We start from the raw sequence: 19,440 nt of genomic DNA, 5'->3' as shown, positions 1-19,440 counted from the left end.
GGTTCAGCGAATGCGTTGGTAGAGATGGTGGACGTCATCTCGGGTCTCATCAATTTTAAAATCATGTGGGTCAAGCTCAATTCCTTGTTTTGAAGCGAAGCGTTGGATTTTCTCGAACGATTTCCAAATTTCGATATCCGGTCCTTCGTGCTTCCAGAAGACATAACGCGCAGCAGGAATCCGATGCCCTTTCATACCTTTAGGAATCTGTTCAAGCGACGAGACGGGATACCCGACACATTGCGAATATTTGGTTCCGTTTCGTTCGAGCGAGATATCGAGCGGATAGCTGTCCAGCTTTGCAGGGATCTCATGCGAACGTCTTGAAAATTCACGCCAGAGTTCCGGCATCAATGTATGCAACTCGTTCTCTTCACACGTCAGTCCAAGTCCCACAAAATAAAATTCATGGCGTTCAACGATTTTTGGATGCATCAGAAACTCCCTTCCTTCTTATGACACGTCCTCGACGGGCGAACGCTTCAAATCTAGAAATAGACGCGTAAAGGTGGCGTCCCATTGTGTACCCATACCTTCTTCTAAAATCGACAAGGCTTTTTCTGCGGACATTCCCTTACGATAAGGACGGTCGGATGTCATCGCATCATAGGCGTCAGCAATCGCCATGATTCGACCGAAGAGTGGAATGTCCTCTCCTACGAGACCTTCCGGATACCCCTTTCCGTCATAGCGTTCGTGATGGTACTTTACCCCAGGAAGAATCGGTTGTAACGTCTTTGGTAGCTGAACTTGCGATAGAATGTGCACACCGATGACTGGATGTTGCTGAATGATCTGAAATTCTTCGTCTGTGAGACGTCCTTCTTTCAATAACACATCGTCTCGAATCCCAATTTTTCCGATGTCATGTAACAGCGCGGATTTACGTAACAGTTCGATTTGTTCGTTCGGTAGATTGGCAGCGGTAGCGATTTCGACTGAATAGGCAGCGACACGAACGGAATGACCGGCTGTGTAAGGATCACGGGCATCTAGTGTCGCAGCAAACAAGGTAAACAAACTATCAAGTAACTGTTCGTTTTCCGCATCACGCTTTTTAATACCTTCCATCATCAAGTTAAAACCAGAAACGAGATGGGAGAACTCGTCTGAATATGGATTCGGTAATGAGACGAGTCGATTGCTTTCGACATCTTGAATCCCTTGTTGCAGGGTAGCGATTGGTTTACGGATGTTTTCATAGAGAAGAAGACTACAAAACGTCGCAACGGATAAGATGACGATTAAAATAAGTGTCGCCCAACTCCAGTAAGAGCGAAGGCTCTCATTTTCCGTTAACTGGACAGCTGAGGCGAGAACGAACAGCATGATCGGGAAAACACCGATGATGAGTATGCTGATGAGCATTTTTTGTCTTAGCGTGACAACTGTCGTTTTTTTAGGAAAATCAAATCCATGTTCAAAAGCATACTTCTCTAACGTCAGAAGCATGTGCTCCGTGACACGATAGGTTAGAAAAAACTCAATCAGCGCATGCAGAATGGCGACGAGGACCGCACCAAAACAAGCAAGACCAATCAAATAGTACGGCATCTGTAACCATCCTTGAGAGATCGCTAGTGCTGTCAGAAGTGAAGCGGGAACAGAAAGTCCTAAAAAATGAGGTCCCATGATGCGCTGGACAGTCAGTACCGGAAAACGATGTACCGTTTGATAAGCCTCCTGAAACGAGACGAGAGACGGAATATCGTTTTGGAAGAAACGACGTAAAGGGTGAATATGTCGCGAATAGACTGTGTATTCGAGTAAAAACATCAGACTGACAGATACGGCCATGAGCCCCATCAACATCAATTGTTCGGTTCTAGTGAAGGTGAGGGTCTCAAAAATAAACAGACATCCAACGCCGAAGACAGCGACGAATGAACCGATTAGATAGTTCCTTAGTAAGTGACGTTCAAAACGTTGTAAAGCGCTCATTGTATCCTCCCTTAAGTGAATTAGAGTGCTTTCAGCGTACCGTTTTCTAAAATAATAAGAACGTATTTTTTTGAAAAAGAGGTGAAAGAATCCTTTGAAAATCTTTTGAAAATAATCCCCAAAAATAGGTATGGTTACAAAGCACTAATTGTCTTAAAAGCAATTGATTAACGAAATAAAATAATCTATGATTTGAATATTCAGAAAAGTATAGTAATCAGATGCTTTTCACTAATACATAGGGGGTCAATTCACGTGGGAAAAAAGAAACAGCTTAGCCTAGCCGTTCTATCTGGAATTACGGCAGCTGCATTTGCTGTTGGTCCGGTCTTACCTGGTGGGCAGGTAACGTCCGTACAAGCAGCAGAAAAAGTAGCACCTGGTGCACCGATGGATTTGAACACGGTCGATCAGGATCGATTAGCAAAAGTGCTTGAAAAACGTGGGGTCATCTCAAAAGCAGCTTCAGCAGAAGCAAAACAAAAAGCCGTTCAAAAGTATCTGGACAAAAAGGCGAACGGAAAACCGGACGTCGATCATGACCACGATCATGAATCAAGTAAAGAAGCCGCGTTTGATAAGAAAACAAAAGACTTCTTAACAAAACAAAAGGAACAACTTGCTAAACAATTAAAGAAAAAACACGACAACTACAAAAAAGGTAATCCGAATGGCTTCGTCAAAGTGGATAAAGCAAAACAGGCAGCCTATAACGGTGCGACACGGACGGACAAAGTCCTCGTCCTTCTCGTCGAGTACAGCGACTTCAAGCACAACAACGTCGTTCAAGAGCCTGGATATATGTATTCAGATGACTTCAACCAAAAACATTATCAAGATTTAATGTTTGGTGATCAAGAGTTCGAACTTTTCAACGGAGACAAAGTAAAAACGTTCAAACAGTTCTATGAAGAACAATCAGGTGGTAGTTACTCGGTAGATGGTACGGTGTCCAATTGGTTGACTGTTCCTGGAACAGCAAAAGATTATGGTTCGGATAATCCTGCAGGTGGAAACGATAACTTGCCTGGCGCAAAAGGACCACGTGGTCTCGTCAAGGATTCCTTGAATGCAGCTGTTAAAGCTGGCATTAACTTAGCAGATTACGATAAGTTCGACCAGTACGATATGGACGGCGATGGCGACTTGAATGAGCCAGATGGTCTCGTCGATCACTTGATGATCATTCATGCTGGTACAGGACAAGAAGCAGGCGGCGGTAAGCTCGGTGACGACGCGATCTGGTCACACCGCTGGACACTTGGTAGCGTGTATCCTGTAGCGGATACGACGGCAAGCGTCAATTACTGGGGCGGAAAAATGGCTGCTTATGATTACACAGTTCAACCAGAAGATGGCGCAGTCGGCGTCTTCGCGCACGAATTTGGTCATGATCTTGGACTTCCTGATGAGTACGATACACAGTACACAGGTCAAGGTGAACCAGTTGCATCTTGGTCTATCATGAGTGGTGGTAGCTGGAATGGTAAAGTTGCTGGAACAGAACCAACAAGTTTCTCGCCACAAAACAAAGAGTTCTTCCAAAACGTGATGGGTGGAAACTGGGCGAACATCCAACAGATTGATTTTGATTCACTCACTAAGGCAGGAACGGCATCGTACCTCGACCAGAGTGTAACGAAATCAAAAAATCCAGGAATCATCAAAGTAAATCTACCGAAAAAACCAGTGAAAGGTATCACGCCGGCTTACGGTAAGAAGTATTACTACAGTACGAAAGGTGATGATCTTCATACGTCGATGACTTCACCAGAGTTCGATTTGACGAATGCAAAAGAAGCGAAGTTCGACTTCAAAGCCTTTTACGATGTTGAATTTGATTACGATTACTTGACAGTCACAGCTACTGCTGACGGTCAATCGAAAGTCATCGATAAAATCGGGGATCAAGATACAGATGGTGATCAGCGTGCTGAATCAACAAAAGGAGCATGGGTCGATAAATCATATGACCTGAGCGAATTTGCGGGTAAAAAAGTCACGTTGAAATTTGAATACGTGACAGATGGTGGACTTGCACTAGACGGATTTGCACTTGATAACGCGAAGTTGACAGTTGACGGTAAAGTCGTCTTTGAAGATGATGCAGAGGGTACTCCTAAGTTCACTCTAGATGGTTTCGTTGCTTCAGACGGTTTCTCTTATGCCGATAACGCGTACTACCTCGAATGGCGTAACTATGCAGGCTCGGATAAAGCACTCGAGCATGCACGAGGCGTTAAGTACAACACAGGTCTTGTCGTCTGGTATGGCGATTCAAGCTTCAACGATAACTGGGTTGGCGTACACCCAGGTGAAGGATTCCTCGGAGTCGTCGACTCACATCCTGAAGCAATCGTTGGAACACTCAACGGTAAGCCGGTTACGACAGGAAGCACACGTTACCAGATCGCAGATGCTGCTTTCAGTTATGATAAAGCACCTGCATGGCTCATCGATTCGCCATCACGTGGACTCTATGACTACAAAGGTCTCCCAGGTGTGACGAAGTTTGATGATTCGAAATCGTACATCAACCAGTTGATTCCGGACGCAGGGAAATTGCTTCCGAACAACGGGCTGAAGATTCAAGTCATCGGTGAAGCGAAAGACAACTCTGCTGGAGCAGTCTGGATCCACCGTTAAAAACAGAAGAACAGGTTCAGTTTCGGCTGAACCTGTTTTTTATTTTAGTTATGTAGAAGAAGTGGAATCAATTGGAAAAAACATTGGTCTGACAACTTGACTTTTAAAGCGCATCCATTCTATACTTACGTTAGCTTAATATTGTTATTGTCATTACGGATTCACATCGTGTCACGAACAATCTTTTCGTTGCTCCATGTATTTCGGGACAATAATGAATTCTTTTCATATGCCCAGCATATGTATTAAGTAATTTATTTTTGGAGGTTGTTCCCATGAACACAGGTAAAGTAAAATGGTTTAACGCAGAAAAAGGTTTCGGTTTCATCGAAGTTGAAGGCGGAGAAGACGTATTCGTACATTTCTCAGCAATCACTGGTGAAGGCTTCAAAACTCTTGACGAAGGTCAAGAAGTTGAGTTCGAAATCACTGAAGGCGCACGTGGAGCACAAGCTGCTAACGTCGTAAAACTTTAATTTCAACTATTCAATCGTCCCTTTTCGGAGGGGCGGTTTTTTATTAGACTAATATCTTGAATTCAAGATAAATGTGAGATATACTCCAATTACCAAATCATTGACAAGGAGTGAGGAAGATGGAATTACTCGGAATTCATCATGTATCGATCTTAACAGGCATGGCGGAACGCAATTATCAATTCTACACACAAATACTTGGCATGCGTCTGATCAAAAAGACGGTCAATCAAGATGACACGACATCGTATCATCTGTTTTATGGAGATGCGGAAGGGAATCCAGGAACGGACTTGACGTTTTTTGATATTCCGCATCTTGGAACGGGTGTACCGGGGGCATCGAGTATCTCTTCGACATCGCTTCGTGTCAAAACAACGGCTGCACTTCATTTTTGGAAACGACGTTTTGAAGCGAAAGGTGTGGATCACGATGAAATCGTCGAGCGAGCAGGGCGCCAAACACTAGCCTTTCGTGATCAGGAAGGAACACGCTTGATTCTCGTCGCGGAAGATGGTGAGGCAGGTGTCGCAGGTGGTGTACCATGGCCGCAAGAAGAGATTCCATCGGAGCATGCCATTGTTGGACTGGGAGCTGTCACATTAACGGTCAACGATCCGACGTTGACGATTCGTGTTCTGACGGAAGTCATGGGATTCCGAAAAGTAGGTTCTTATCCATCTTTAGCAGGTGACTTTGAACCGATTGAAGTCTATGCAACTGGAGAAGGTGGTATCGGAGCAGAGGTTCATATTGAGGCACGTCCAGATCTCGACCGAGAACGTCTCGGTCGTGGTGGTGTGCATCACGTCGCGTTCCGAGTGCCGAACAGTGATGAATATGAAAAGTGGGTCGAACGCTTGAATTCTTATCACTTACCGAACTCCGGTAAAGTCGATCGTCACTATTTCCAAGCTCTTTACTTCCGGGAACCGAACCATATCTTGTTTGAGCTTTCAACAGACACACCAGGGTTCGCGACGGATGAGTCCGTTGAAACATTAGGAGAGACGCTTGCGTTACCACCGTTTCTTGAACCAAAGCGAGCTGCCATCGAAGCACGATTACGTCCACTCGAAATCTGACAATCCTGTGACACAGGTCACAGAAGGATCGTCCATCCCGTATACTAAGAACAGGAATCAAGAAAAAGGAGTGACGGGATGTTAAGAACTACGCTTGGGCAATTCCGAATGATTGCGATACTAGAAGGAATCTCGTTTTTAGTTTTACTGTTGATTGCGATGCCGTTAAAGTATATGGCGGATATTCCGCAAGCTGTTTCGGTCGTTGGCGCACTTCATGGTGTCTTGTTCGTCATGTATGCACTCTGGCTCGCGGTCGTGAAATTCAAATACGATTGGTCGATTATCAAGGCTGGGATTGCGTTCATCGCATCATTCATCCCGTTTGGTACATTCGTGCTCGACTGGAAGCTAAAACAGGAAGCAACAAACGCGTAAATTGTGTATACTGAATAGAGCACGGCTGTGGATAACTGTTTTTGTCTATGCGAAGCAGGTTATCCACAGCTTTTTTTCTGTGGATAATTTTTAGGAGGATATATCATGTCAACATTTGAAACATTACACATCAGCGATCTGTGGATAAAAAAATTACAAAAACAAGGCATCAAGGAGCCAACACCGATTCAAGAACAAGCGATTCCGTCATTACTCGACGGACGTGACTTGATTGGGCAGGCGCAAACGGGAACAGGAAAAACGTTAGCGTTTCTCTTACCAATCCTTGAGCAAATCGATGTCGAATCACAAACGGTTCAAGCATTGATTGTTGCACCAACACGTGAACTTGCGCGTCAAATTGCCGATGAGACGCATAAACTGATTCGGAACATGGAACAGTATCGTGCACTCGCTGTATACGGTGGACAAGACGTCTTTAAACAAATTCAACGACTCGGTCGGATGCCACAAATCATCATCGGGACACCAGGACGGATTCTTGACCATGTCGGTCGCGGCACACTTGATTTAAGTGAATTACGGACGCTTGTCTTAGATGAAGCAGATCAAATGCTGCAAATCGGTTTCTTGCCAGAAATCGAAGACATCATTGAAGCAGCACCGGTTGATCGTCAATTCGTCATGTTATCCGCAACGATGCCACCGAAGGTAGAGGAACTCGCAAAAACGTATTTGCGTAACCCGGTCGAAGTACAGGTGGAAGCGGAAAGCATCACTGTTGAAGCGATTGAGCAGTTCGTCGTCGAAACAACGGATCGTCGCAAACAGGCGACACTGCGGACGATGCTTGACGAGATGCGTCCGTACGCAGCAATCATTTTCTGCCGTACGCAACGTCGCGTCAGTAAATTGAATGAAGAAATGCAGATGCAAGGGTATCCGACGGATGAATTGCATGGTGGGTTGACGCAAGGGAAACGAGAAAAGGCGATGGCGAAGTTCTATCAAGGAAAAACACAATTCCTGATCGCAACAGACGTCGCTTCGCGTGGACTCGATGTGACAGGTGTGACACACGTCTTCAACTACGATTTACCGGACGATGCGGAAAGTTATGTTCACCGGATCGGTCGGACAGGACGTGCCGGGAACGACGGAATTGCTGTTTCGATCGTGACACCAAAAGATGGTCGGACGTTCCGTGATATGGAGCGGGAATTGAATATCTCGGTCACGCCAATCGTCGTCGAATTATCTGAAGAAGCGATTCGCGCACAGCACGACCAAAGCAAAGGATCACGGAAGACGACAGAAGGACGTGGAAACACACGTCGTTCGAATAACCGTCGCCCGGGACGTGCACATCGTAAATAAACAGAAACAAGATAAAAGAGCCGGTGTACTTCTCTCATAAAAAGAGAAAATAGACCGGCTCTTGTTTTTATTTGGCGTAGACCATCTGACCACCGAGATGACCGGTATAAGCAAGCAACCCGCTACCGACGATCGCAACAACGAAACTAAGTAACAAAAACATTTTTTTGTTTGAGCGGTAACCCAATAACAGAAATAACAGCGAGACACCAAAGGCAAGAAGACTGAACGACGCGAAATGTTCATGATTTTCGATAGCAGCATGAGTAACACTGCTTAAGTTCGCTTCCGCATACTCTTCTGCTCCGTCTCCAGACAAATAGGCGACGACTCCGGAAATCAGACCGACGACTAACGTAAAAAGGGCAAACAGTTTGAATTGCGTCCACTTCAGACTGACGAGTAATAAGATCGTCGCAAATAATAAAAGTGCAATCGGTGCATGAACAAGAAGTGGATGAAGCGGTACGTTCCCCAACATATCAAAGACCTCCTTGGATAAGTATGGTAAAGCATAATTTCACTTTACTCTGCTTATCTGACAGTTAACTGACACCGTTTTAAAGAGTGGGGAAATGAATGATGAACCGTGTGCCTTCACCTAATGTGGAATCAATGGAAATCGTTCCACCATGTTGCTCCGCAATGGATTGAGCAATCGATAGCCCAAGACCGGTTCCTGTTCCGTGACGCGAATGGTCACCCCGGTAAAAACGCTCGAATATTTTAGTTTGTTGATTGGAAGCGATACCGATTCCACGGTCCTGTATCGTCAACTGGCGTTCTGTAGCAGTTTCTTCGAGGGAGACATCAATGGCTTCATCGCTGTAGACAAGAGCATTTTCAAGAAAGACCGTCAATAAGCGGTTCAATTGATGGGCATCCCCTTTCATGCGTAAGTCAGGCATTATCGAGGCGTGAATGACGCGATCCGAGTAGGCATGCTGAAAACGTTCGACGGTCTTTTGAACGAGTGAACTAAGGTCAACTTCCTGTTTCGGTGAAGGTTGTCCTTCTCGCGCAAGCAATAGTAAATCAGAGACTAAATACTGCATCCCTGCCGTTTCTGCTTTGATATCCTCTAGAATCGTGCGTCCTTCATTCGAAAGTGATTCCGCTTCTAGCAATTCAATCCCGCTATAGACGATTGTCAGAGGTGTCCGTAGTTCATGTGAAGCATCGGACGTAAAACGACGTTGGCGATCGAATGCTTGTTGCACCGGAATGACGGCTCGACCAGCAAGAATGTATCCGACTAGCGTCAGGACAATCGTTGCGAGCACCGCGATCCCCGCCAGAACGGCAATCAATCGCTGTAAGGTGTCTTCGGTCGGAGAGATGTCCTTCATCAGTAGTAGTCGTCCTTCTTCGGTACTCCGTTGATACAGCAAGAAGTGTCGATCATCCCATTCCACTTGTTTCGTCGTATCATTCGAGCTTAAAAAACGGCGTAGTGTTTTAGACTCGACGTCTGGCGGCAGACTTTCATAGCGTTCGTTTCCTGAACCATCGAGTAACTGGAAGTAGATCGGATTTCGAATGAATTGATCTTCCCCATGCTCGATCCGTTCGAAGATATCTCGATCAGATACGCCCTTCAATTGATTCAATTCCATCCGATTCAGCAATTGGGCGTTTGTGACATACACTCCGATCAGGATGAGGACTAGTACAAGAAAAAACGAACCACTGAATAACAAGGTTAGTCGTTTTCGAATCGATTCAAGCATGCGGATCACCTAAACGATAACCGAATCCGCGAACTGTCCGGATCAAATTAGGAGCTCCGACCGCATCTAATTTTTTCCGAACGAGTCGGACGAGCGCATCGAGCGCGTTATCCGTAATATCCGCTCCGATCCCCCATACGACTTCGATGATTAATTCACGACTCATCACCTGTTCAGGTCGTCTTAAGAGCAAAGAAAGGAATTCAAATTCACGTCGTGTTAAATCAATCGGATGATGTTTGTAGGAAATCGTTTGTGAGGACAGATCGAGGACTAGTCCATTGAAAGAGACCGTTGACACGAATGCCTTTTGTTGACGACGACTGAGCGCGCGCAAACGTGCCAGTAATTCATTCGATTGAAACGGTTTAACGAGATAGTCATCGGCTCCACTATCGAGACCATGAACGAGATCGATTTCCGTATCGCGAGCAGTCAGCATCAAGATGCCGCCTTCAAACTGTTCTTTCCGTAAGGTAGCGGCGACTTCGACTCCGCTCTTGCGAGGCATCATCCAATCGAGAACGAGTAAGTCATAGCGATACGTCTGACATTGGAGGAGCGCTTCCACTCCATCCTGCGCAACATCTACCTGATATCCTGCCCGCTCCAAATGGAGGCGTAACATCTTTGCAAGACGCTGATCATCTTCTGCTACCAAAACGCGCATGCACATCGCTCCTCTTTTTTTCTCATTATCCCATAGTTGCCGTCAGTTAGTTGTCAGTTTTTTTCGATACAGTAGACGTAACAAGAAGGGAGAGGAAACAGATGAAACCCAAACCATTTGCGAAATGGCTCGTCGGGCTTAGTAGTTCCGTCTTCATCGGACTTGCCATTGGTCAGTTGAGTGTTAGTTCGAACGATTCCTCGACGACACCTGTTTCGACAGGCGATACGTATTCGAACGATACGACATTACCATCTCAAGGGAATCAATATAGCGATGATGAAGGCGAATACGAAGGGGATGATGGATATTACGAAGAAGACGATGATGATCAATGGCAAGGTGATGAATCATCTGGCTTCAGTCAACCCGGTGGATCGAGTGACGGTCAGTCTAGCCATTCGAGGTAAGGAGGAGGAAGATGGAGCGACAATTGTATGCGATGCATAATCAGGTGCGATTCGTGACGGATCAGCCGATCGATGAAGCAGAATGGGAGGAACTTGTCCGATTCTTTCATTATGTGGATCGGCAGTGGTCACGCTTTGATGAGCAAAGTGAAGTCAGTCGATTGAATCGCTTACGGATCGGCGACACGTTATCGGTGTCCTTACCGTTAGCCCGCTTGCTTGCCCGCGCCACACGATATTTCGAGCAGACCGAACGTTATTTTTCCCCGTTCCTGCTGGCGCAACAACAAGCCAATGGCTATCGGCAATCATTTCCCTTCACACAAGCTGTCGCTTATGAAGAGGTTGCTCCACCAGAAATCGCTCCATTCATCATTGAAGGATGTGACGTGACTCGAGTCGGAGGCGGTTTTATCGACCTAGGTGGCATCGGAAAAGGAGCTGCCGCGATGATTGCAGCGCAACGACTACGAAAAAGCTGGAGTCGTGGATTGATTGAAGCGGGAGGTGACGTCATCGTCTGGTCCGAGGAGGAACCATGGAATATCACGATCACGCATCCCGAGACCGAACAACGCGTCGCTGACATGCAATTACGACAAGGTGCGATTGCGACATCGAACCGTGTCTATCGATCGTGGAAGACGGACGGACAGACGCATCATCATTTGTTAGATGGACGAACAGGACGTCCGACGAGAAGTCCGATTCTTCAAGTGACGGCATCTGCGCCACAACTCTATGAAGCCGAAGTCATGACGAAGCTTGCCTTTCAGATGACAGAGGCAGAACGTCAAGAAAAGCTGTTTCGTTGGTTTCCAAAAGGACGATTATTGATCTTGGATACTGCTGGGGAATGGCGAAGTGAACAGAAGGGAGTGAGTGAGATATGGACTGGATGAAATGGTTGTTCTCGACATGGACGATGATTCGATTGAGTGGATTAAGTGGGCACTTCTTCATGACGATTTCTGTCTTAGCGGGATTGCTCGGTTCCTACCCGGCACTCAAAAAACAAAAAGCACGACTGCATCACGTGCACTTATATAGTGGCTGGGCAGGTTTGCTCGCAATCGTCCTTCATGCGACGCTCATCATCGTCGATTCATACGCACCACTGACAATCTTTGAGGTCCTGATTCCGGGCCAAGCTTCTTATGAACCACTCTGGAATGCGCTAGGAACGATCAGTCTCTACTTATTCGGGTTCGTTCTCGTGACTTCGGATTTCTTGAAGGAGACGCTAGGCAAGACGCTTTGGAAATTGACACACTGGCTCGTCTTACCTGCTTGGCTATTAATGACGGCACACGGTCTATTCATCGGTACGGATACCGGAACCCTGTTTACGACGATCTGGTACGCTGTCTCAACACTGACGATGTTTACGCTCGTCCTATACCGGATGCGGATCCGTCCTGTGCAACGGACTCGAACTTCAGCAAAAGAGCGCTCAGTCGTACGCTGAGCGCTCTTTTCATTGTCGGGCGAGCCAAGCTGTCCATTCGTTAAAGGCAGCGTCCCGATTCTCGATATAGTTGTGATCACTATCGACGATCGCTTCCTCGAACGGACTGCCGGATAGCAATAAGTCATGATGGAGTGCTTTGATCGAAGTTTCGTCCCGTTCTGACGTCATAAGCAACATCGAGCGATCGGCTAGACGTTCTTTTAGCGTCAGTAAGTTCCAAGTCGTATGATGGTGCTTTAACTCATCGAGTAACGCGTCAGCAACGGCACCATTTAGGAAACCAGCTCCTCGTTCGAGTACACCGTGTAGCGCAGCTTCGTATTCCGGGTGTTCGAGGACGAGCTGACCGACGAGACCAAAATTAAACGGAGAGATCCCGACATAATGTGCAACTTTCGGTGTCTCAGCAAAAGCATGTAGACCGGCGAATCCACCCATGCTATGACCAACGACGGTAATCTGATCCGCCTTGATGCCATGTTCGGCAGTGAAAGGCTCTGAGCAGACGTGCTGTAGTGTCGCGGTCGCATCTTCCAAAACATGTTGGAATCGAAAGGTTCCAGGACTACCGATCGTTCCACGATACGACGTGACGAGTACATGGTACCCTGCACTTTGAAGTTGAACTGCCCAGTCCATGTTCAACTGTTTCCCGGGAAATCCGTGGAAGAGTACAATCAGTGGAGCATCCGCTGTATGTTCAGGTGAATAGAGACGGGCAATCAACTGTTCTGAACCACCGCTTGGAACATGGAGATAGGATAGTGTTGCCTTTTTCGTGATCGTTTCCAAAAAAACACGCTCCTTCATAATCATTTTCTAAGTCTTAGTGTGCGTGAAGATGCACGATCATGCAATGATTAAGTGTATGAACTAAAAAGATGGGATACCCTTCTGGGCATCCCATCTTTTGTATGATGTAGCTTAGAATACTTTTGTCGTCCATGATTCACAGTTCCATAAGTCTGTCGCAACAGCTTCATAGAATTCTGGTTCGTGTGAGATCAACAGGACTGTTCCTTTGTACTCTTGTAACGCACGTTTTAATTCTTCTTTGGCTTCGACGTCCAAGTGGTTCGTCGGCTCATCGAGTACGAGGATGTTCGATTCCGTATTCATCAATTTACAAAGACGGACTTTCGCTTTTTCCCCACCGCTGAGCACTTCGATTTTCGATTCGATGTGTTTCGTCATCAAACCACACTTCGCGAGCATAGCACGGACTTGTTGTTGTGTCAGAGACGGGAACGTATTCCAAATCTCTTCGATACACGTATTCGAGTTCTTCTCTTTAACTTCTTGTTCGAAGTACCCGATATGCAAGTTCTCGCCTCGCTCAACGACACCCGAGACAGCTGGAATTTCACCGAGCAAACTCTTGAGCAACGTCGATTTCCCGATTCCGTTCGCACCGTGCAACGCAATCTTCTGCCCACGTTCGATCGTCAGATCAAGAGGGCGCGAAAGTGGCTCATCGTATCCGATGACGAGACCTTTTGCTTCGAACATCAATTTACTTGGTGTCCGTGCTTGGAGGAAGTGGAACTCTGGTTTTGGACGCTCTTGCGCAAGTTCGATGACATCCATCTTATCGAGCTTCTTCTGACGTGACATCGCCATGTTCCGTGTCGAGACACGTGCCTTGTTCCGGGCAACGAAGTCCTTCAACTCAGAGATTTCCTGCTGTTGACGCTTGAACGCAGACTCGAGTTGCTTTTTCTTCGCTTCATGGATCGTAACGAAGTTGTCGTAATCACCGACATAACGATTCAATTCTTGATTTTCCATATGATAAATCAAGTTGATGACGCTATTGAGGAATGGAATGTCGTGCGAAATCAAGATGAACGCATTCTCATATTCATTCAAGTAGCGTTTCAACCATTCGATATGCTGGACATCGAGATAGTTGGTCGGCTCATCAAGTAAGAGAATGTCCGGTTTTTCAAGAAGGAGTTTGGCGAGCAGGATTTTCGTCCGCTGTCCACCACTGAGCTCTTGTACATCCCGGTCGAGTCCGATCTCATCGAGCCCAAGACCGCGCGCGATTTCTTCGACTTTTGCATCGATCGTATAGAAGTCGTTATTCGTCAGAATGTCCTGCAAGACGCCGACTTCTTCGAGCATTTTTTCCAGTTCCTCTGGCTCGACTTCGCCCATTTTACCGTACAAATCATTGATTTCCTGTTCGATGTCGAACATGTACTGGAATGCACCTTTAAGTGCATCGCGGATGGTTAATCCTTTTTCAAGGACAGCGTGCTGATCCAAATAACCAACGCGTACATGCTTCGCCCATTCGACTTTTCCTTCATCCGGCTCAAGTTGCGACGTAATGATGTTCATGAACGTCGATTTTCCTTCACCGTTCGCACCGACGAGACCGATGTGCTCGCCTTTTAACAGGCGGAAGGAGACATTTTCGAAAATGGCGCGGTCACCGAATCCGTGACTTAAGTTAGATACCGTTAAAATACTCATAATTACTCCTTATTTCATGAATTCCTGTGACTTAGACGCCTGTCCGTTTTTTCTGGTTGTTTGCTTTTTTCGTCTGTTGGCTCGTCAATTGTTTCGTTTGTGTTCCTTGTAAGCCAGTCGGACGTTTTGTTTGCGCTTGTTTTTTTGCTTTCAAGCGTTCAATCATTGCCTCTTGCAATGATAGTTTTTTTGGTTGTTCACTCATGTTCGTTCACCTCGATTGATTCGTTCTTACTTTCTAGTATGCCAAAAAAAACGTCTCTTGGAAATGAAGAGACCTGATTTTACATCTCAAAGTGTATCGGCAAGATAGACGACGTAACAATTCCGGTCGATATCGATTTCACAGCTGTCACGCTCAAACACACCGTGTCCTTCGACTTCGATCTTGTCCTTGATCAAAAAACGCATCGCTTGGACGTGATTCGGAACCGTTGATGTCTTTAAGAGCGGTTGCGCGCTGTCAGATAAATACTGTCTGAACTCGATATGAATTTGATGCGGTGGATAAACGCGTTCTTCTGTCGCACGTGGTGATGCTTTAATGTGGTCGACGATCAATTGATCATATTCACCTGCCATCTCATTGGAACGAAGCTCGTATTGATGTCCTTCGATGATATGAAATTCGCAGAGTTGGTGGGCAATGATCTCTTCCGGTTCGATCGCATAACGATCATATTGATAGATCGGATGGAATTCACCATTTTCTTCAACGTAGTAGGCAAGTGACATGCGTAAATCCTCCTTTTCGTTCTATAGATACTATTACCACATTGAAGGAAAAAAAGTTCCGACAGAACAAAGAAACTTTTCTCTCCAAAAAAGCGTATACTATCCATAACGAGAGTAAAAGGAAAGGGGACTGAGACGGTGAATTGGATGAAACAAGCGACACTAGCTGCAACACTGTTGATCGGAACGACACTGAGTGGGTGTGGATCGGATGATGCACGAGCGGAACGACCAGATGATCCGGATTGTGATGACTATGAGTATGATAATGATGAAGGCGTTTGGTACTGTGATGATAGTTCATCAACCCATTCAGGATACTATTACTGGGGCGGTAGTTATTTCGCATCACGTGCCTTGATGCATAGTGCGATGCGAACAAAAGGGTATACGCCGAAATCAAAAGAAGTAAAGAGTTATAACACGAAGACAAAGGGATTCGGAACAGGCTCATCTTCCGGCTTTTTCGGCGGATGAATAGACGACAAACCTTTTACGGAGACATCGATCGTTTTTGGGATGTGCTAGACGGGGAACCGTACGCTGTGACGGAAATCATGCCCATCTCGGACGAACGAATCGACCAACTGCATATCGCGGCGCAAGAAGTTTACAAGATATTTGAAAAAGTACTTCCGATTCTTCGATCGATGGATGATGAGGCACTGCTCGAGCTGGGCTTTCCAGTTGAAAGTCTCGCTTTTTTGCGACTCGAGACGATGCGACCGTTGACCGTCATCGGACGCTTTGATTTCATTGCGACGGCAGATCGTATCTCACTCATGGAATGGAACGCGGATACGCCGACTTTCATTAAAGAAGTATTTGAAGTCAATGATGTCGTAGCGGAAAAACAAGGTTTTGAACGGGTCAACGATGGGGAAAACAAATGGCTGAAGGCAACTGTCCGTCGTGCGATCGAAGCCGCGATACATCGGACGAAACAGCATCCGCATGTCGTCTTCACCTCACATGGTGACCACATCGAGGATCGATTGACGGCTGAGTATTTGCAGTCGTTTTGGAGTGATGCGACCTATTGTCCACTTCATGCATTAGAGATTCGTCCGGAAGAAGGTCTGTACGATGAGGCTGGTAAAAGAATCGATATCTTATATCGTCAAACCTTTCCGATCGAGATGGCCTTACTTGACCGGGATGAGGACGGAAGAAATTTAGGACAATTACTCCTGCAACTCGTCGAGACGGGTCGACTCGAAATCATCAACCCGCCGTCTGCCTTTTTAATGCAAGCTAAGTCGGTTCTTGCATTGATCTGGATGTTGCATGAAGCCAATCATCCGTACTTGAGCGAAACGGACCATATGACGATTACGCGTTACTTTTTACCGACGTACTTATCCGCTGATCCATTCATTTCAAGCCAGCGATCATTCGTTAAAAAACCAATCTTCGGGCGTGAAGGAGATACCGTGACGGTCCATGATGGACAAGGACATATCATGCTAAAGAATGAACAGCATACGTTTCGTGATCAACCGGCTGTTTATCAAGCGTATCAAGAATTACCGACGTACTCACTTCAGGAAGAGGGAGAAGTCGCGTATATGTATGGTGTCTTTATTTTAGGAGGAAGACCAAGTGCGATTGGTGTACGTGCCGGAGAAAGGATTACTGGAAACCGTTCCTATTTCGTACCAATTGGTCGACAGCATGAAGGAGGGAGAAACGTATGAGAGCAGCAATTTTAGGAGCATCTGGTCTAGTCGGACAAGAACTCGTCGATCGTTTGTTGGCAGAAGATACGTATAGCGAGGTACATGTTCTCGTTCGCCGCCCGATGCGCCGTTTTCATCCGAAATTGGAAGAATGGGTGATTGATTTTGATCGTGTGACAGAAATTGAACTTCCTGTCGTCGACCATGTCTATTGTGCACTGGGCACGACGATCAAACAAGCAGGATCGCAAGAGGCATTTCGTCAGGTTGACTACACATATCCGATTGAACTTGGTCGTGAATTGTTAGACCTCGGGGCGACACGATTTGCCTTGATTTCGGCGCTCGGTGCCCATCCGAATGCGAAAACCTTCTACAATCGCGTAAAAGGGGACACGGAAAACGGATTACGTGTACTCGGATATGACGCGTTATTGATTTTTAGACCATCCTTGTTACTAGGGGATCGAGATGAATTCCGCTTAGGCGAACAAGCGGCTGCGAAAATTTCGACGGTCTTACGCCCCTTGTTGAAGCGGAGCGCCATTGCTCCGATCGAAGCTGGTCAAGTCGCTGCGGCGATGATCCGTGAAACGTTACATGCACCGCCTGGAATTACAATCATTGAATCGAAACAGATGCAATCCTGAGCAGTCGAGTAGTCGACTGCTCTTTTTGTTATTCTTGTAACGTAAATAATATTTGACTCATCAAATGATTTGCGGTTGAATGGTAAAGTGCTGTCTCATATATAAAAAAAGAAGTGAGACAATTCAGGCAAAACAGTGTATTCGTATCCTATCTGTTTCGTCACGCTTATCGTTTGGGGAAAGCGGGAAAAGATGATGGATTATGCACTTATTTAGGATTGATGAAAGGAGCCGATCATATGGCAGAGTTTGATCGCGATCAGGTCTATAAGACCGTTCCGCAAAAAGGATTCTTCGGGAATCCGAAAGGGTTGTTCACCCTCTTCTTCACTGAGTTTTGGGAGCGTTTCTCCTACTATGGCATGCGTGCCATCCTTATCTTCTACATGTACGATTCAGTTGCCAACGGTGGTCTAGGTATCGATAAGACGACAGCTGCGTCAATCATGGCCGTTTATGGTTCGCTCGTCTACATGTCAGGGATCATTGGGGGATGGGTAGCCGACCGTTTACTCGGTACGTCACGCACCGTCTTCTATGGCGGTATCTTGATCATGCTAGGGCATATCGTCCTTGCTTTACCAGCAGGCATTACAGCCCTCTTCATCTCGATGGGACTTATCGTTATCGGTACTGGTTTCTTGAAACCGAACGTATCGAATATCGTCGGTGATTTGTACAGCAAGACGGATAACCGCCGCGATGCTGGTTTTAGTATCTTCTATATGGGGATCAACGCTGGGGCATTCCTCTCACCACTCGTCGTCGGTGAAGTGGCTGACCGCGGTGGATATCACGCTGGTTTCGCACTCGCTGCCATCGGGATGTTCGCAGGACTTGTCGTCTTCGTCTTGACGAAAAAGAAAAACCTTGGTCAAGCGGGTACGTATGTCTTGAACCCATTAAAAGGGGACGAGAAAAAACGCTTCATCACGATCGCATCAATCGTTGTCGTCGTCGTTGCGGTACTCGGTGTCGTTTCATCGATGACAGGACTGTTGACGATTTCTCGTTTTACTTTAATGGTCACGATTCTCGGGATCTTGATTCCGATCGCTTACTTCACAGTCATGCTTCGTAGTCCAAAGATCACGGATGATGAGCGCTCACGTTTGATTGCGTATATTCCGCTCTTCATCGCAGCAGCGATTTTCTGGGCAATCCAAGAACAAGGTTCATACGTCCTCTCCATCTTCGCAAGTGAACGGACGAACCTTTCATTCTTAGGATTTGAGATTCAACCGGCATTCTTCCAATCGTTGAATCCGCTCTTCATCATCGTATTAGCACCTGTTTTTGCGAGCTTCTGGGTCAAACTCGGTGACCGTCAACCAACGACGATGCAAAAGTTCTCGTTTGGTCTTCTGTTCGCCGGACTTTCGTTCATCGTCATGACACTACCAGGTATCCTGTTCGGTGTGGAGACGTCAGTTAGTCCACTCTGGCTTGCACTGAGCTTCTTCCTCGTCGTCATCGGTGAGCTCTTCTTGTCACCAGTCGGTCTATCGGCAACAACAAAATTGGCGCCGGCAGCCTTCTCAGCGCAAACGATGAGTCTGTGGTTCTTGACGAACGCAACGGGTCAAGCGGTCAACGCTCAAATCGTTAAATACTATACGAATGACACAGAGATTTTGTACTTCGGTATCACAGGTATCGTTGCCGTCATCTTCGGATTACTCTTGTTCGCTTTCGCACCAAAACTTCAAAAATATATGCGTGGTATTCGCTGATGCATGAAAAAAGACGC

At 46.3% G+C, this 19,440-nt stretch carries 21 protein-coding genes; 12 read left to right on the top strand and 9 right to left on the bottom strand.

Annotated elements, in window-relative coordinates; genetic code table 11:
- Positions 1–3: 3 nt before the first annotated feature.
- Together KNQ03_RS13630 and KNQ03_RS13625 are read right to left on the bottom strand one after the other, a co-directional pair.
- On the bottom strand, positions 4–435 hold the full coding sequence (locus KNQ03_RS13630; protein ID WP_050677192.1) for a GyrI-like domain-containing protein: 432 nt from the start codon (positions 433–435) through the stop codon (positions 4–6).
- 18 nt (positions 436–453) lie between these two features.
- On the bottom strand, positions 454–1,941 hold the full coding sequence (locus tag KNQ03_RS13625; RefSeq protein WP_149428029.1) for an HD domain-containing phosphohydrolase: 1,488 nt from the start codon (positions 1,939–1,941) through the stop codon (positions 454–456).
- 255 nt (positions 1,942–2,196) lie between these two features.
- Here KNQ03_RS13625 and KNQ03_RS13620 point away from each other — a divergent pair, with 255 nt between their 5' ends.
- The 5 genes from KNQ03_RS13620 (at position 2,197) to KNQ03_RS13600 (ending at position 7,864) form a co-directional block, all read left to right on the top strand.
- Positions 2,197–4,587: an immune inhibitor A domain-containing protein gene (locus KNQ03_RS13620; protein ID WP_214725145.1), complete on the top strand. Its 2,391-nt coding sequence runs from the start codon at positions 2,197–2,199 to the stop codon at positions 4,585–4,587.
- Between the two features lie 275 nt (positions 4,588–4,862).
- Positions 4,863–5,063, top strand: a complete 201-nt coding sequence (locus tag KNQ03_RS13615; RefSeq protein WP_023469752.1) for a cold-shock protein — start codon at positions 4,863–4,865, stop codon at positions 5,061–5,063.
- Between the two features lie 119 nt (positions 5,064–5,182).
- Positions 5,183–6,148 (top strand): ring-cleaving dioxygenase, encoded by a 966-nt coding sequence (locus tag KNQ03_RS13610; protein WP_050677189.1) that lies wholly within the window; start codon positions 5,183–5,185, stop codon positions 6,146–6,148.
- Between the two features lie 78 nt (positions 6,149–6,226).
- Positions 6,227–6,526: a DUF3817 domain-containing protein gene (locus tag KNQ03_RS13605; RefSeq protein ID WP_050677188.1), complete on the top strand. Its 300-nt coding sequence runs from the start codon at positions 6,227–6,229 to the stop codon at positions 6,524–6,526.
- 105 nt (positions 6,527–6,631) lie between these two features.
- On the top strand, positions 6,632–7,864 hold the full coding sequence (locus KNQ03_RS13600) for a DEAD/DEAH box helicase (protein ID WP_050677187.1): 1,233 nt from the start codon (positions 6,632–6,634) through the stop codon (positions 7,862–7,864).
- A gap of 67 nt (positions 7,865–7,931) precedes the next feature.
- On the opposite strand, the gene KNQ03_RS13595 is transcribed toward KNQ03_RS13600, so the two are convergent.
- The 3 genes from KNQ03_RS13595 to KNQ03_RS13585 all read right to left on the bottom strand — a co-directional run bounded on the left by KNQ03_RS13595 (position 7,932) and on the right by KNQ03_RS13585 (position 10,264).
- Positions 7,932–8,345: a DUF2231 domain-containing protein gene (locus KNQ03_RS13595; RefSeq protein WP_214725143.1), complete on the bottom strand. Its 414-nt coding sequence runs from the start codon at positions 8,343–8,345 to the stop codon at positions 7,932–7,934.
- Between the two features lie 79 nt (positions 8,346–8,424).
- Positions 8,425–9,594, bottom strand: coding sequence for a sensor histidine kinase (locus KNQ03_RS13590; RefSeq protein ID WP_214725141.1), 1,170 nt, complete (start codon positions 9,592–9,594; stop codon positions 8,425–8,427).
- Complete coding sequence (locus KNQ03_RS13585) at positions 9,587–10,264, bottom strand: response regulator transcription factor (RefSeq protein WP_149428024.1); 678 nt, start codon at positions 10,262–10,264, stop codon at positions 9,587–9,589. Before KNQ03_RS13585 ends, KNQ03_RS13590 begins: the two co-directional genes overlap by 8 nt.
- A gap of 101 nt (positions 10,265–10,365) precedes the next feature.
- On the opposite strand from KNQ03_RS13585, the gene KNQ03_RS13580 reads away from it, so the two are divergent.
- Genes KNQ03_RS13580 through KNQ03_RS13570 form a run of 3 tightly spaced genes read left to right on the top strand, consistent with a single transcriptional unit; the run spans position 10,366 to position 12,142 of the window.
- Positions 10,366–10,674 (top strand): hypothetical protein, encoded by a 309-nt coding sequence (locus KNQ03_RS13580; protein ID WP_058704368.1) that lies wholly within the window; start codon positions 10,366–10,368, stop codon positions 10,672–10,674.
- Positions 10,675–10,685: 11 nt separating this feature from the next.
- The gene (locus KNQ03_RS13575) at positions 10,686–11,576 is read left to right on the top strand and encodes an FAD:protein FMN transferase (RefSeq protein WP_149428023.1); all 891 of its coding nucleotides are present in this window, start codon (positions 10,686–10,688) and stop codon (positions 11,574–11,576) included.
- Complete coding sequence (locus KNQ03_RS13570) at positions 11,564–12,142, top strand: ferric reductase-like transmembrane domain-containing protein (RefSeq protein ID WP_133208422.1); 579 nt, start codon at positions 11,564–11,566, stop codon at positions 12,140–12,142. The genes KNQ03_RS13575 and KNQ03_RS13570 overlap by 13 nt, the downstream gene beginning before the upstream one ends.
- Positions 12,143–12,151: 9 nt before the next feature.
- Here the strand turns inward: KNQ03_RS13570 and KNQ03_RS13565 are convergent, their stop codons facing one another.
- From KNQ03_RS13565 to KNQ03_RS13550, 4 genes are all read right to left on the bottom strand, one after another.
- Complete coding sequence (locus KNQ03_RS13565) at positions 12,152–12,937, bottom strand: alpha/beta hydrolase family protein (RefSeq protein ID WP_214725139.1); 786 nt, start codon at positions 12,935–12,937, stop codon at positions 12,152–12,154.
- 132 nt (positions 12,938–13,069) lie between these two features.
- Positions 13,070–14,626, bottom strand: a complete 1,557-nt coding sequence (locus tag KNQ03_RS13560; protein WP_023469741.1) for an ABC-F family ATP-binding cassette domain-containing protein — start codon at positions 14,624–14,626, stop codon at positions 13,070–13,072.
- 31 nt (positions 14,627–14,657) lie between these two features.
- The gene (locus KNQ03_RS13555) at positions 14,658–14,831 is read right to left on the bottom strand and encodes a hypothetical protein (protein ID WP_023469740.1); all 174 of its coding nucleotides are present in this window, start codon (positions 14,829–14,831) and stop codon (positions 14,658–14,660) included.
- A gap of 86 nt (positions 14,832–14,917) precedes the next feature.
- A complete protein-coding gene (locus tag KNQ03_RS13550; RefSeq protein WP_058704372.1) occupies positions 14,918–15,361 on the bottom strand; it encodes a hypothetical protein in 444 nt (147 codons plus the stop codon).
- 147 nt (positions 15,362–15,508) lie between these two features.
- Here KNQ03_RS13550 and KNQ03_RS13545 point away from each other — a divergent pair, with 147 nt between their 5' ends.
- From KNQ03_RS13545 to KNQ03_RS13530, 4 genes are all read left to right on the top strand, one after another.
- Positions 15,509–15,838, top strand: coding sequence for a hypothetical protein (locus KNQ03_RS13545; protein WP_035395686.1), 330 nt, complete (start codon positions 15,509–15,511; stop codon positions 15,836–15,838).
- Positions 15,835–17,058, top strand: coding sequence for a glutathionylspermidine synthase family protein (locus KNQ03_RS13540; RefSeq protein WP_214725137.1), 1,224 nt, complete (start codon positions 15,835–15,837; stop codon positions 17,056–17,058). The genes KNQ03_RS13545 and KNQ03_RS13540 overlap by 4 nt, the downstream gene beginning before the upstream one ends.
- Positions 17,055–17,690, top strand: a complete 636-nt coding sequence (locus KNQ03_RS13535; RefSeq protein ID WP_149428020.1) for a Rossmann-fold NAD(P)-binding domain-containing protein — start codon at positions 17,055–17,057, stop codon at positions 17,688–17,690. Before KNQ03_RS13540 ends, KNQ03_RS13535 begins: the two co-directional genes overlap by 4 nt.
- Positions 17,691–17,929: 239 nt before the next feature.
- Entirely contained in the window at positions 17,930–19,423 is a 1,494-nt protein-coding gene (locus tag KNQ03_RS13530) for a peptide MFS transporter (protein WP_214725135.1), read from the top strand.
- Positions 19,424–19,440 lie beyond the last annotated feature (17 nt).

It is taken from the genome of Exiguobacterium sp. s143 (assembly GCF_018618895.1).
GTDB classification, from domain to species: domain Bacteria; phylum Bacillota; class Bacilli; order Exiguobacteriales; family Exiguobacteriaceae; genus Exiguobacterium_A; species Exiguobacterium_A abrahamii.
Note: the sequence above shows the minus strand (reverse complement) of the source record. Positions and strands in the feature narration are given on the sequence as shown.

Excerpts from the sequence above, each read along its gene's own strand:
- KNQ03_RS13630 (WP_050677192.1), bottom strand. The coding sequence starts at position 435 with ATGCATCCAAAAATCGTTGAACGCCATGAATTTTATTTTGTGGGACTT.
- KNQ03_RS13625 (WP_149428029.1), bottom strand. The coding sequence starts at position 1,941 with ATGAGCGCTTTACAACGTTTTGAACGTCACTTACTAAGGAACTATCTA.
- KNQ03_RS13615 (WP_023469752.1), top strand. The coding sequence starts at position 4,863 with ATGAACACAGGTAAAGTAAAATGGTTTAACGCAGAAAAAGGTTTCGGT.
- KNQ03_RS13610 (WP_050677189.1), top strand. The coding sequence starts at position 5,183 with ATGGAATTACTCGGAATTCATCATGTATCGATCTTAACAGGCATGGCG.
- KNQ03_RS13605 (WP_050677188.1), top strand. The coding sequence starts at position 6,227 with ATGTTAAGAACTACGCTTGGGCAATTCCGAATGATTGCGATACTAGAA.
- KNQ03_RS13600 (WP_050677187.1), top strand. The coding sequence starts at position 6,632 with ATGTCAACATTTGAAACATTACACATCAGCGATCTGTGGATAAAAAAA.
- KNQ03_RS13595 (WP_214725143.1), bottom strand. The coding sequence starts at position 8,345 with ATGTTGGGGAACGTACCGCTTCATCCACTTCTTGTTCATGCACCGATT.
- KNQ03_RS13590 (WP_214725141.1), bottom strand. The coding sequence starts at position 9,594 with ATGCTTGAATCGATTCGAAAACGACTAACCTTGTTATTCAGTGGTTCG.
- KNQ03_RS13585 (WP_149428024.1), bottom strand. The coding sequence starts at position 10,264 with ATGCGCGTTTTGGTAGCAGAAGATGATCAGCGTCTTGCAAAGATGTTA.
- KNQ03_RS13580 (WP_058704368.1), top strand. The coding sequence starts at position 10,366 with ATGAAACCCAAACCATTTGCGAAATGGCTCGTCGGGCTTAGTAGTTCC.
- KNQ03_RS13575 (WP_149428023.1), top strand. The coding sequence starts at position 10,686 with ATGGAGCGACAATTGTATGCGATGCATAATCAGGTGCGATTCGTGACG.
- KNQ03_RS13570 (WP_133208422.1), top strand. The coding sequence starts at position 11,564 with ATGGACTGGATGAAATGGTTGTTCTCGACATGGACGATGATTCGATTG.
- KNQ03_RS13560 (WP_023469741.1), bottom strand. The coding sequence starts at position 14,626 with ATGAGTATTTTAACGGTATCTAACTTAAGTCACGGATTCGGTGACCGC.
- KNQ03_RS13555 (WP_023469740.1), bottom strand. The coding sequence starts at position 14,831 with ATGAGTGAACAACCAAAAAAACTATCATTGCAAGAGGCAATGATTGAA.
- KNQ03_RS13550 (WP_058704372.1), bottom strand. The coding sequence starts at position 15,361 with ATGTCACTTGCCTACTACGTTGAAGAAAATGGTGAATTCCATCCGATC.
- KNQ03_RS13545 (WP_035395686.1), top strand. The coding sequence starts at position 15,509 with ATGAAACAAGCGACACTAGCTGCAACACTGTTGATCGGAACGACACTG.
- KNQ03_RS13540 (WP_214725137.1), top strand. The coding sequence starts at position 15,835 with ATGAATAGACGACAAACCTTTTACGGAGACATCGATCGTTTTTGGGAT.
- KNQ03_RS13535 (WP_149428020.1), top strand. The coding sequence starts at position 17,055 with ATGAGAGCAGCAATTTTAGGAGCATCTGGTCTAGTCGGACAAGAACTC.
- KNQ03_RS13530 (WP_214725135.1), top strand. The coding sequence starts at position 17,930 with ATGGCAGAGTTTGATCGCGATCAGGTCTATAAGACCGTTCCGCAAAAA.